The organism is Rhodococcus marinonascens NBRC 14363, assembly GCF_001894885.1.
In the GTDB taxonomy this organism is placed as follows: domain Bacteria; phylum Actinomycetota; class Actinomycetes; order Mycobacteriales; family Mycobacteriaceae; genus Rhodococcus_F; species Rhodococcus_F marinonascens.
This window is the reverse complement of record NZ_BCXB01000013.1, coordinates 75,466-87,643: the sequence shown is the minus strand read 5'-3', so window position 1 is coordinate 87,643 and position 12,178 is coordinate 75,466. Positions and strand designations below refer to the sequence as shown.

Sequence of the window (12,178 nt, the reverse complement as noted above, 5' to 3'; positions counted from 1 at the left end):
AACACAGGAATTTAGGGGGAGTTAGTGAGCAAGACCAACACCATCGTCAAGCGCATCGCGAGCGGAAGCATCGCCCTCGCCGCGGTTACCGCGTTCGCCGCACCCGGCATCGCCACTGCAGAAACCGGCAGCTCCGGCAGCTCCGGCAGCCTTGGTATCGGTAGCCTGGCCATCGGAAGCTTGGCCATCGGCAGCCTGGCCGCCGGAAGCCTGGACACCGGAAGCGGGTCGAACGGCATCGATAGCGAGGTCTTGCCGCCTGTGGTGGAAGTAGAGGTCGAGGGCGATACGGTGAGCATCGAGGTGGAAAATCCCAACACTCACGAAACCTCCTGCGGCCCCCTTTTCTTCAAGGCCGACGATGACATCACGGATTTCGACAACGCCGTGTGGTCGGGGGATTTCGATGGAGAAACGTACGAGTGGACGGGCATGGGCGAAACCAAAACCTACACGGTCGAGGGCCTCGAACCGGGCGATTACCTTGTCACAGCAGATTGCGCTGTCGGCGACGGTGAGCCGGTCGCGATCGAGCCGATCGAGGTAACCGTCGAGAAGGCAAGCGGCTCCCTTGGCAGCCTCGACCTCGGCAGCCTATTCGATTCGCTGGGCAGCTCAGGCAACTGACCGACGAACCGCAACATTGCCGTGTTGCAGATGGTCGTTACAACATGTGAAACGCTCGGCCGGGAGTATCCCGGCCGAGCGTATTGCATAATTGGCCGATTCGTTGCGGGGCGATCTTACCGACTCCGATGCAACGTCCCCTGGACCATGCTCGAGAGCAAAGCCTCTATCGTGTGCCGGAAACCCGCACCCTCAGCTATCGGGGACTCAGTCGCCGCCACCAACCTCATGAGCCGCAATAGCTAGGACGCACGGACCACATGCCCGTCGAGGGTTGCCATGGCCGTCTTGAAATGTGGGGACGCCATGTGACTTGACAACGCTCCGGCGTCTGCCCACTCCTCCACCACCACGAATATCCCTGGTGCCGATAGTGATTCACACACATCGTATCGCCGACAACCCTCTTCCTGCTGGCTGGCTGCCTCGACGGTCGAGAGCGTCGTACGTACATTCTCCTCGGATCCGGGATTCGCCTCGAGGGTTGCGACGAGATTTACCTTCGGCATTGGGATTCCCTTCGTGGTGAAGTGAGTGCGCCTATCGAGTTGTGGCGCCAATGTGCGGCGCACTCTCCATCTTTTCATACGGATGGAATCAACGACCTTCAATTTGATTGTGCCTGGCCGTAGCGTCGCAATCGACCGCTTGTCCCGCGCGACGATCACACTGGAGTTTCGGCGCTATGCAGCCACGCGCTGCGGCTGTTTCGAGTACCGCGCCTCAACTGCACGGTTGTAGGCCGAGCCGAGCGGCGCACCGCCGCCCGAATATGCACACCGCGGCGAGCCTTTCCCTGTCGGCTTGCGTCAAAGAAAGGCACTACGGCGGATGCTCGGGTACACGTCGTGTGTGCAAAGTGTGCGCGAACCCCAAGCCCGCTATCAGCTAGACGCGGGGAATGCCCCTGAGCTGGCTATTTGCGCCAGATCAGGGGCGTTTCCCACTGCGGAAGCGGAGGGATTTGACCCCCCTGAGCCTCCTGGTCAGAGCCTCCAAAATGCTTTGACCTGCATATACCGTCACGGACGCTCACACAGAATCACCGAGTCTTGAGGCCAAGTGTGGCCAAAGTGTGGCCACGAAGCTACTGCGGGACGGGAGCCCGTCAACACTGCTCCCATCTTTCGTGCTGACGGCTGACTTTTCGGCAATGCCACTGACAACTCGGAGCGATGACCGGAGCCAGATTCCGGGCACGCAACCGTAGGCAAATTGGGTACAGCTATCCCCTCTGACACCGATTCTGAGCCGTCGACGGGCACGCTGGGCACCCCTCCTGCACGTGGCCACGGATAGCGGGGGGAAATCCCTCAGTCGATGCCGTAGGGAATGAGGAGACGGGGTCTTTCTGGTGATCCGGAGGCCCCCGTCCCCTGGTTGCGTCCAGCCAAGGGTGCCCATGCTGTGTACGCCCTTGGCAGATCATCTTGTCGAGGCCGGCGAAATGATCAACCCTCGCGAGAGTGTCGCGAGGACTCGTACTGGACCTCATCCACGGCGAAGCGGGCAGCGCCGTCGAGGGTCCACCCCCCCCCAGTTACGGAGATCATCTCCGCATCTTCTGGGACTCCAGGAAATCCCCTGTCCGGTAAGAGCTGGTCTGCGTTGATCTCCGATTTGAGAGTGACGTCCTGTCACTCTCTAGTCCTGTTTAGACGACCTACGCAGGACAGCAATGATCGGCACCGGATCGGGACTGGCGACCTGGTGTTTCTCAGACGCTCATGGTCTCGGATCGGTCGTTCTGGTGTCCTGTTCGAGGATCGGTAATCAGAACACCCACTGAGCATGCCTGTCCTGCACGTCATGCGTTCGGGGGCTCGTCCTGTTTGCGGCGTCGCTCAAGTCTGATTCCGGCATATCCGCAGGAGTCCGGTAGGGCAATTCTTCGGGACAAAACCAAACGGGACATTCTGACCGTGTACTGGGCAGGGAAGCCGGGGGTTGGGTCAGCCCAGGTCGCCGAGCAGGTTGCCCTGATCGTTGCCCAGGTTGCCCTGATCGTTGCCCAGGCCGCCGCCCAGGTTGCCCTGATCGTTGCCCTGATCGTTGCCCAGGCCGCCGCCCAGGTTGCCCTGATCGTTGCCCAGGCCGCCGAGCAGGGCGCCGAGCAGGTTGCCCTGATCGTTGCCCTGATCGTTGCCCTGGTCGCCCAGGCCGCCGAGCAGGTTGCCCAGGTCGCCGATCAGGGCGCCCAGGTCGCCGAGGCTGCCCGTGCTCGGGGTCTCGGTTCCCCCGTTTTCCACTACCGGCGAGCGGGGGGTGACGTTGTCGGCTGCCGCGGTGGCCGGGGCCGCGAACGCGGCAGCGAGGAGCGGGGCGGCCAGGACAGCGGTGGCGGCGGTACGTACTGACTTGTTCAAAGTATTCCTCTTTACGGTTGTTCCCGCACGCAAGTCCGCGTGCGTGTGAGCACCGGTTGGTATCGAAAGAGCACGCTCGAATTTCCTCCCGGCAGGTACTGCTGGTTCCTAGCTAGTCTGCTCCGAATACTGGCCGGGGGTGTCCCCTGATCGGACCAGCCGTCTGGGGGTGTCGGGTGTCCCCTGATCGGACCCGGTGGAACACAACCAGTAGACGGGCCAGGGTGTTCGCGAGTCGCAGATGGGTCTGGGTCTGGTGCATTCGGTCCCTGAGCACGCCAATTCCCGATGCGCAGAAACCTAGGTGATTCGCGATGTGTGTGCTTTGCCCCCTGGTTGCCCTCTGAGCGCATGAAAGGGTGCCCGTGCTGTTGTCGGACGAGTATGTGGCCAAACGCAGAATGAACACCCTTCCCGAGGGCACTAAAAAGCCCCCCACCTGCAACAACAGGTGAGGGGCTCCGGCGGAAGCGGAGGGATTTGAACCCCCGGTGGGTTTAACGCCACGCTCGCTTTCAAGGCGAGTGCATTCGGCCGCTCTGCCACGCTTCCGTGGGCGATCTTATCGGTAAGGGTTCGCCCACAGGAAACCGGTCAGGGTTCGCCGATTGTCCTGCTGACCCGTTCGAACACGTCGGCGAGAAGTTCGAGTTGGGGGCCGGTCAGCAGATCGACGAGATTGCGGCGCACCCCGGCCACGTGAGTCGGCGCCGCCGCCGCCAGTCGGGCGCGACCTTCGTCGGTGATTACCGCGAGAACACCACGGCCATCCTCGAGACAGGTGCCGCGGGTGACCATGCCATGCCCTTCCATCCGCCGGATTTGGTGGGTGAGGCGGCTACGCGAGGACAGCACTCCGTCGGCGAGATCGCTCATCCGCAGCGAACCGTCGGCCGACTCGGACAGCAGCACCAGAATCCGGTAATCCGCAAGTGAGAGGTCGTGTTTCTCCTGCAGATCCCGATTGAGAACATCCATCAGCCGCTGGTTGGCCTCCAAGTAGCTACGCCATGCTCGCATCTCGGCACGGGACAGCCAGGGGGTCGCCAGTTCTGCGTCGGAAGCCTCTGCTGTCACGAGTTCACATTCTACTAGCGCGATAGCGCTTTCCAGTAGGCGTACAGATCCCAATCACCCGACACGGCAACCGTGATTGCTCACAGCCGCCAGGCGCCGACGCATTTCGCTAGCGTCGTATCCATGTATGCCATCACGATCGATCAGCCGGGCAGCCCTGAAGTCATGAAGTGGGCGCAGCAGCCCGACCCAATTCTTCCGCCCGGACATGTTCTCCTCGACGTGGCCGCGACGGCGGTCAACCGTGCTGACCTGATGCAGCGTCAGGGGTTCTACCCGCCGCCGCCGGGTACCAGCGACATTCTCGGACTCGAGTGCTCTGGGACCGTCGCCGAACTCGGTGAGGGCGTCACTGCGTGGTCGGTCGGTGACCAGGTGTGCGCACTCCTCGCAGGCGGGGGTTACGCGGAACGTGTGGCCGTTCCCGCGTCACAGTTGATGCCACTGCCCGAAGGCGTGGATCTACTGGTCGCGGCCTCGCTGCCGGAGGTCGCGTGCACGGTGTGGTCGAACATCGTCATGGGCGCCGGTCTGTCCCGCGGCGAGGTACTGCTGGTCCACGGCGGAGGCAGCGGAATCGGCACTCACGCCATCCAAGTGGCAGTCGCACTCGGAGCCCGCGTCGCTGTCACGGCGGGCTCCGAGGCGAAGCTGGCACGCTGCCGGGAACTCGGTGCGGACATTCTCGTGAACTACCGCGAAACCGATTTCGTCGAAGAGATCCGTACGGCGACAGACGGGCACGGTGCTGACGTGATCCTCGACAACATGGGCGGTTCCTACCTGGGCCGCAATGTCGACACGCTCGCCTCGGACGGGCGGCTCGTCGTCATCGGCATGCAGGGCGGCCGTACGGGCGAGCTGGACCTGGGCGCGCTGATGGCCAAACGCGCCCACCTGACAGCGGCCGGACTGCGCGGACGCCCGGAGACCGGACGCAGGGGCAAGGCGAACATCGTTGCCGACGTCACCGCACGTCTGTGGCCACTCATCGCCGAGGGAGCCGTTCACCCGGTCGTGTCGGCCGAGCTACCGATCACCGATGCACCCCACGCGCACGAGTTGCTGGACTCGGCGGACACCGTCGGCAAAGTGATCCTCACGATTCCGCGGAACTGACCTCCCAGCCGTCGCCCGATGTCACATTCGGCTACACCAACTAAACGCATGTGACATTGGGCGCGGTGGCCTGTTGCGGGCGTCCAGGTAGCAGCGGGCGGGTAGGGGTGGGCGGGCAGAACTGGGCAAGGTCAGCTGAGCGCAGCGAGCTCGCTCACGAGTTGGTCGATTTCGTAGCGGGTGGTGTAGGGCGCGAGTCCAATGGTGACGGCACCGCCCTCGTCGTTGACACCAAGTGCGTCGAGCAGGCGCGAACCGCCGTGGACGCCGCTGACCGTCGCGATGCGCTTGTCGGCGAGGTGCGACGCCACCTTGTCTGCCGAAATCCCGGCGACGGTGAAACTGAGCGCGGGAACGCGGCTGGGCGAACGCCCGATGACCATGACATGAGGAAGACGATTGAGCGAGGACATGAGGTGGTCGAACAGGCTGTCATGGTAGTTCTGCAGCGAACTGATGGACGCTTCGAGTTTCTGACTCCGCGAACCTGTGGCCGACTCGTCGAGGTTGGCAAGGAAATCGATCGATGTCGTGAGTCCGGCGAGCAGCGCGAACTGATGCGCCCCGACCTCGAGCCGTTCGACACCCCGCGCGTACGGATTGAGGGACACCGCAGGGATGCGATCGAGCATCGCGGGGTCGCGGAAAACGAGGGCGCCGACCTGCGGTCCGCCCCAGGACGTGGCACCGACGGCGACGACGTCGGCGCCGAGTTCGTTGATGTCGACGTGGGCGTAGGGTGCTGCGCCGATCGCGTCGACGATCATCAGTCCGCCCACTTCGTGAATCCTGTCCGCTGCGACGCGGACATTGGGCGCCGAGCCGACGATCGGTGATGCCGCGGTGAGCGCGACGAGGCGGGTGGTGCTGGTGATGAGGTCCTGGAACTGCCAACTGGGAAGTTCACACGTCTCGATCTCGACCTCCGCCCACCGCACCTGGGCGCCATACCGGCTGGCGACACGCAGCCAGGGCGCAACATTGGCTTCCTCGTCGAGCCGGGACAGGACCAACCCGGTTCCAAGGCCCAGTCGCGTGCTCAACGATTCCGCCAGCCAGGCCAGCAGAACGGATCGGTCGGGGCCGAGTACGACCCCCTCGGGATCGCCCCCGACCAGGTCTGCGACGGCTGCCCGAGCAGCATCGAGTACCGCCGCACTGCGTCGGCTGGAGACATGCTGCCCGGTCGAAGAAGAGGCGGACGCCCTGAAGGCTGTCGAGACTGTGCGTGACACCGCGTCCGGAATCTGCATGCCGCTCTGCGGATCGAGGTGAATCCAACCATCGCCGAGTGACGGGATCAGTCCCCGTACACGGGCAACGTCGTAAGCCATGCACGACACTCTAAGACCTCAGTCAATACTACCGACGCCAGCCATCGCTTGTTGTGCAGCGCAACGAGCGATGGAACGCCGGAAAGTGGGTGCACCCGCACATCCCTGACCAGGACCAGACAAGATGGACGCATGACGAACTCGGAGAATGAAGACGTCGTGATAGGCCCCGACGGTCAGCCTGTGACGACCCCTGCCGCCGAGCACCCGGACGGGGCCGCAGACCCCGATTCAGGCGACAGTGAGAAGGAAAACCAACTCGAATCACTGGCCGGCATGGTGGAACAACCGGCCAAGGTCATGCGTATCGGGACAATGATCAAGCAACTCCTCGAAGAGGTGCGCGCGGCACCTCTCGACGACGCGAGCCGCAACCGGCTGAAGGCGATCCACAAGTCGTCGATCCATGAGCTCGAGCAGGGCCTGGCCCCCGAATTGCGCGACGAACTCGAACGGCTCACGCTGCCCTTCACTGACGACACCGTTCCTACCGACGCCGAGATCCGCATCGCGCAGGCGCAGTTGGTCGGATGGCTGGAGGGGTTGTTCCACGGGATCCAGACGGCCCTGTTCGCTCAGCAGATGGCGGCGCGTTCACAGCTCGAGCAGATACGACAGGGTGCACTGCCTCCGGGCATGAGTATCGGCAACCCCCACCCTGCACAGAATCCCGACCACGGATCTCAGTCGGGCGGTACTGGCCAGTACTTGTAGTACAGGCGGAACTGTCCTCCCGGTAGGCTCGGTGGCCGTGTCAGCATCCGCTATCGAAACCGGGGCCTCGGGCGATCCGCACCCGGCGTCCGATTCGCAGACCTTCCGTCGTGCGTTCAAGGATCTCAGAGACGGCTTCACTCAACGTGAGCTGTGGCTGAGCCTCGGCTGGCAGGACATCAAGCAGCGTTACCGGCGGTCGGTGATCGGCCCGTTCTGGATCACGATCGCGACCGGTGTGCAGGCTGCGGCGATGGGCATCCTCTACTCCGCCCTGTTGAACATCCCGCTGAACGAGTTCCTGCCGTACGTCACGGTGGGTCTGATCGTGTGGAACCTGATCGCCGCGAGCATCCTCGAGGGATCGGATGTGTTCATTGCAAACGAGGGGCTGATCAAGCAGTTGCCCTCGGCGTTGAGCGTCCACGTCTACCGACTGGTGTGGCGGCAGCTACTGCTGTTCGCCCACAACCTCCTGATCTACGTGATCATGCTGTTCGCGTTCGGGGTGTGGCGGCACCTGACCTGGATGTCACTGACCGCGATCCCGGCGATCGCACTGATCGTCCTCAATGCCGCTTGGGTGTCGATCATGTTCGGGATCTTCGCCACCCGTTACCGCGATATCTCGCCGATCCTCGGCAGCCTCACGCTTCTGCTGTTCGTGCTGACGCCGATCATGTGGACCACGCAGAGCCTGTCGGACCGGGGCCCAGAAGCCGCCAAGCGGGTCAAGCTTGCCGAGATCAATCCGCTGTTCCACTATCTCGACATCGTGCGCGCGCCCATGATCGGACAGCCCCAGCAGGCGTATCACTGGTACATCGTCTTTGCCATCACCGCCGCTGGATGGACCGCCGCCATCCTCGCGCTTCGCAAGTATCGGGCCCGTGTGCCCTACTGGGTATAGAGGGGGTTGGCCATGACAACGCTCGAAGACAACGCTCAAGCGAGGCGAGGGTCCATGACGAAGCACGTGAGCATCGAGACGCGGGACGCCTGTGTCGACTTCCCGATCTTCGATGCCAAGTCCCGGTCACTGAAGAAGGCGTTTCTCGGCAAGGCCGGCGGATCCATCAGGCGCAACACCTCGGATGTCGTGGTGGTCGAGGCCCTGCGCGACATCAACCTTTCGCTGAAGGAAGGTGACCGGATCGGCCTGGTCGGTCACAACGGCGCCGGAAAGTCGACGCTGCTACGACTACTGTCCGGCATCTACGAACCCACCCGCGGCAGCGCCCACATCCGCGGACGGGTGGCGCCGGTCTTCGACCTCGGCGTCGGCATGGACCCAGAGATCTCCGGCTACGAGAACATCATCATCCGCGGACTGTTCCTCGGGCAGACGCGGAAGCAGATGCTCGCGAAGATGGACGAAATCGCCGAGTTCACCGAATTGGGAGAATATCTGTCGATGCCACTGCGCACGTACTCCACCGGTATGCGTGTGCGCGTCGCCATGGGAGTCGTGACCAGCATCGACCCTGAGATCCTGCTGCTCGACGAGGGCATCGGCGCCGTCGACGCGGAATTCATGAAGAAGGCGCGGATCCGTCTGCAGGCACTCGTCGAACGCTCGGGCATCTTGGTGTTCGCCAGCCACTCCAACGAGTTCCTAGCCCAACTCTGCGACTCCGCCATGTGGATCGACCACGGTCAGGTCCGGCAACGAGGCGGCATCGAAGACGTCGTCCGAGCGTACGAGGGTGAGGACGCCGCAAACCACGTCCGGCACGTCATCCACGAGATGGAGCGGGAGAAGTCCGATCTGAATGCGTCCTCCGCCGCTTCGGACTCCTCGGCTGAACACACCGCCACGGAAACCGAGTCGGAGTCCACGTGAGCATTGCTGCCGAGCGGATCGTGGGCGTCGTCGTCACCCACAAGCGCCGCGAGTTGCTGTCGGAATCGTTGAAGGTGCTGAGCGCACAGACCCGGCCGCTGGACCATCTGGTCGTCGTAGACAACGCCGCCGAGGACGAAGTGCGCACACTGGTCGAGACCTCCGGGATCCCCGCCAGCTACGTCGGCTCGCAGCACAACCTCGGTGGGGCCGGCGGCTTCGCGCTCGGAATCCTCTACGCACTCTCACTCGGTGCCGACTGGGTATGGCTCGCCGACGACGACGGACGCCCCGAAGGACCGAAGGTTCTCGAGACGCTCCTCGACTGCGCGCAACGGCACGGCTTGGCGGAGGTGTCACCCGTGGTCTGCGATATCGACGACCCCGACCGCCTCGCGTTCCCGCTGCGTCGCGGCCTTCAGTGGCGACGGCTACGCTCCGAACTGTTCATCGAAGGTGACGACTCGGCCGACCTGCTGCCGGGTATCGCGTCACTGTTCAACGGCGCCCTGTTTCGCGCGTCCGCCATCGACGCGGTCGGCGTGCCCGATCTTCGCCTGTTCGTCAGGGGGGACGAGGTAGAGGTCCATCGCAGACTGGTGCGCTCCGGGCTGCCGTTCGGCACCTGCCTGCAGACGGCGTACGTGCACCCGAACGGCGCGGAGGAATTCAAGCCGATCCTCGGCGGCCGGATGCACACCCAATACCCGGACAACGAGACCAAGCGGTTCTTCACCTACCGCAACCGCGGCTATCTACTGTCGCAGCCTGGTATGCGGAAATTGCTTCCGCAGGAGTGGGTGCGGTTCGGGTGGTATTTCCTCGTCACGAGACGTGATCCGCAAGGCTTGCGGGAGTGGATGCGACTGCGGAAACTGGGCCGCCTGGAACGGTTCGAGCGCCCGTAATTCGTTTGTGCTCGATGCCGCTGTGTGGCAGCATCGTTTCGATCCGATCAAAGATCTCGAAGTGTCGCGAAGGAGTGAGTATCCGATGACTGTCTCGTCGGTTGACGCCGCGTGCGTCCACTCCCCCTTCCCCGTCGCCTGACCGAACCCGTGCTGTGGTCCGGTCGGCGCTCATCGACCCGAGGATCACATCCATCATGTTCGACACTGGTCAACTCATTTCCTACGGCTGGAACGACACGCTTTCCCACACCTTTGACAACTACCTGACCGATCACCGCGAACCCGGGCGGGTGATCCGCGTAAATCGCGGACAGTGCGATGTGGCGGTATCGCGCGGCATCGCCTCGGCGCACACCGCAGATCACGTTCTCTGCACCGGCGACTGGGTGACACTTGTCGCTCGGGGCGACGAGATCGCCGTCGCCGATCTTCTCCCCCGGCGCAGCGCTATCGTCCGATCTTCCGCATCCGGCCGGTCCGAGGGGCAACTCCTCGCGACCAATGTCGACACGGTAGTCATCACCGCGGCGCTCGACACCGTCCTAGATCTCGGACGCATCGAACGCCTCCTGGCGCTCGCATGGGAGAGCGGCGCCCAGCCGGTTGTTGCCCTCACCAAATCTGATATTGCACAAGATGTTTCAATCGTAATTTCGGAAGTGGCCGCGGTGGCCCCCGCCGTCACCGTGATCGCAGTGAGCGGCGATACCGGCGACGGCCTCGACGTACTCACAGCGGTGCTCACCGGGACCATCGCGCTGATCGGCGCGTCGGGGGCGGGCAAGTCGACGCTCGCCAACGCGTTGCTCGGCGCCGACCTCCTGGCCACCGGACGCGTCCGCGACGGCGACAACAAGGGTCGTCACACGACTGCCCACCGGGAGCTGGTGCCGCTCCCACACGGCGGAACGTTGATCGACACGCCCGGGTTGCGCGGGGTCGGCATGTGGGATGCAGCCGACGGAATCGACAAAGCGTTTCCGGAAATCGACGAGTTGTCGACGCATTGCCGGTTCAAAGACTGCTCACACGAGACCGAACCCGGCTGCGCGGTACTCGAGGCGGTGGAGTGCGGTGAACTCCCTGAGCGGAGAATTATCAGCTACCGCAAGCTGATTCGCGAGAACAGGCGGATCGCGGCACGCACCGACGTTCGACTTCGAGCCGATCGTGGGCGTGAGATGAAGGCCATCACTCAATTGCAACGACAGATGGTCCGCAACAAGCGCCGCTGACGCCGCGTCCAACTCGCATCCCGGTTCGACCCTTGAACCGGGATGCGGGCTGGCAACATAGATATATGTTCGCTCACATGCGGAGAAGGAACCGTCTCGAACTTCAACGCGCTGTGTCCGAGGTTTTGACCGAATCGGACCGCCGCTCCCGCCACTTGACCGAGAACCACCACGACCAGACACTGGCCGAACTCAGCGCGACCAACCAGGAACTCGCGCGGGTGCTGTCCGAACTGTCGAACGCCCGCGTCGAGATCTCCGACGTTCAGCAACGGCTCAGCGAACTGGAGCGGCAGACCCGCCGTGATATCACCCAGGCGCTGGATATGCGGGCCACGAACCAGTCGGCGGCGTTCGTGCTCGAACACATGCCGAAGGCACCCGTGTTCTGGAGTCCGCACGACACGCTGCGCTACGGCCTGTCCCGAGTCGAGATCGAGGGGCTCGCCCTCGAGTTCGGGGTCGCGTCGGGCACCACCCTCGAGATCATCGTCGAGCAGTTGAAGGACGCAGAGCAAGAGGTGTTCGGCTTCGACGTGTTCTCCGGACTTCCGCAGACCTGGCGCACCGGATTCCCTGCCGGGGAGTTCGCACAGGAGAAGTTGCCGCAGGTGCGCGGTGCGCAGCTAGTGCAGGGACTCTTCGAGGACACGTTGTCGGGCTTCCTCGAGGAACACCCCGGACCCGTATCGTTCGTGCACCTCGACGCCGACCTGTACTCGTCCACCGAGTCGGTACTGGACCGCCTGGGGTATCGGCTCGTCGCGGGCACGGTGATCGTGTTCGACCAGTTCTTCAACTTCCCCGGGTGGCAGGAGCACGAGTACCGGGCCTGGCAGGAATTTGTCGATCGCACGGGCATCCGCTTCGAGTACCTGAGTTACACCGCAAATCATGAGCAGGTGGTCGTGCGGATCTCCGCGCCGATTTCACCGCTCTAGCGACACCGAAC

Annotated in this window: 12 protein-coding genes and 1 tRNA gene; 8 read left to right on the top strand and 5 right to left on the bottom strand. The window is 63.5% G+C overall.

What is annotated here, in order from left to right; all coding sequences use genetic code 11:
- The first annotated feature begins 24 nt into the window (after positions 1-24).
- On the top strand, positions 25-627 hold the full coding sequence (locus tag RM2_RS11515; protein WP_072689205.1) for a hypothetical protein: 603 nt from the start codon (positions 25-27) through the stop codon (positions 625-627).
- A 242-nt stretch (positions 628-869) separates the two neighbouring features.
- Here the strand turns inward: RM2_RS11515 and RM2_RS23450 are convergent, their stop codons facing one another.
- The 4 genes from RM2_RS23450 to RM2_RS11495 all read right to left on the bottom strand — a co-directional run bounded on the left by RM2_RS23450 (position 870) and on the right by RM2_RS11495 (position 4,070).
- A complete protein-coding gene (locus RM2_RS23450) occupies positions 870-1,136 on the bottom strand; it encodes a putative quinol monooxygenase (protein ID WP_072689202.1) in 267 nt (88 codons plus the stop codon).
- Positions 1,137-2,579: 1,443 nt separating this feature from the next.
- Positions 2,580-2,993 carry a hypothetical protein gene (locus RM2_RS11505; RefSeq protein WP_072689201.1) on the bottom strand — a complete coding sequence of 138 codons (414 nt, stop codon included), beginning with the start codon at positions 2,991-2,993 and terminating at the stop codon, positions 2,580-2,582.
- A 465-nt stretch (positions 2,994-3,458) separates the two neighbouring features.
- Positions 3,459-3,545 (bottom strand) — tRNA-Ser (locus tag RM2_RS11500).
- A 42-nt stretch (positions 3,546-3,587) separates the two neighbouring features.
- Positions 3,588-4,070, bottom strand: a complete 483-nt coding sequence (locus RM2_RS11495) for a MarR family winged helix-turn-helix transcriptional regulator (protein ID WP_072689200.1) — start codon at positions 4,068-4,070, stop codon at positions 3,588-3,590.
- A 123-nt stretch (positions 4,071-4,193) separates the two neighbouring features.
- On the opposite strand from RM2_RS11495, the gene RM2_RS11490 reads away from it, so the two are divergent.
- Positions 4,194-5,189 (top strand): NAD(P)H-quinone oxidoreductase, encoded by a 996-nt coding sequence (locus RM2_RS11490; RefSeq protein WP_072689198.1) that lies wholly within the window; start codon positions 4,194-4,196, stop codon positions 5,187-5,189.
- Positions 5,190-5,320: 131 nt separating this feature from the next.
- Here RM2_RS11490 and RM2_RS11485 read toward each other — a convergent pair whose 3' ends face one another.
- The gene (locus RM2_RS11485) at positions 5,321-6,523 is read right to left on the bottom strand and encodes a cysteine desulfurase-like protein (RefSeq protein ID WP_072689197.1); all 1,203 of its coding nucleotides are present in this window, start codon (positions 6,521-6,523) and stop codon (positions 5,321-5,323) included.
- A 132-nt stretch (positions 6,524-6,655) separates the two neighbouring features.
- Between RM2_RS11485 and RM2_RS11480 the strand changes: the two genes are divergently transcribed.
- The 6 genes from RM2_RS11480 to RM2_RS11455 all read left to right on the top strand — a co-directional run bounded on the left by RM2_RS11480 (position 6,656) and on the right by RM2_RS11455 (position 12,167).
- Positions 6,656-7,237 carry a bacterial proteasome activator family protein gene (locus RM2_RS11480; RefSeq protein WP_072689195.1) on the top strand — a complete coding sequence of 194 codons (582 nt, stop codon included), beginning with the start codon at positions 6,656-6,658 and terminating at the stop codon, positions 7,235-7,237.
- A 37-nt stretch (positions 7,238-7,274) separates the two neighbouring features.
- Complete coding sequence (wzm, locus tag RM2_RS11475) at positions 7,275-8,147, top strand: galactan export ABC transporter permease subunit Wzm/RfbD (RefSeq protein ID WP_072689429.1); 873 nt, start codon at positions 7,275-7,277, stop codon at positions 8,145-8,147.
- Between the two features lie 54 nt (positions 8,148-8,201).
- The gene (gene wzt / locus RM2_RS11470) at positions 8,202-9,080 is read left to right on the top strand and encodes a galactan export ABC transporter ATP-binding subunit Wzt/RfbE (protein ID WP_072689194.1); all 879 of its coding nucleotides are present in this window, start codon (positions 8,202-8,204) and stop codon (positions 9,078-9,080) included.
- The gene (glfT1, locus tag RM2_RS11465; RefSeq protein WP_072689193.1) at positions 9,077-9,988 is read left to right on the top strand and encodes a galactofuranosyltransferase GlfT1; all 912 of its coding nucleotides are present in this window, start codon (positions 9,077-9,079) and stop codon (positions 9,986-9,988) included. The genes wzt and glfT1 overlap by 4 nt, the downstream gene beginning before the upstream one ends.
- A gap of 197 nt (positions 9,989-10,185) precedes the next feature.
- Entirely contained in the window at positions 10,186-11,226 is a 1,041-nt protein-coding gene (rsgA, locus tag RM2_RS11460) for a ribosome small subunit-dependent GTPase A (protein ID WP_169846718.1), read from the top strand.
- A gap of 65 nt (positions 11,227-11,291) precedes the next feature.
- Positions 11,292-12,167 carry a TylF/MycF/NovP-related O-methyltransferase gene (locus RM2_RS11455; protein ID WP_072689190.1) on the top strand — a complete coding sequence of 292 codons (876 nt, stop codon included), beginning with the start codon at positions 11,292-11,294 and terminating at the stop codon, positions 12,165-12,167.
- Positions 12,168-12,178 lie beyond the last annotated feature (11 nt).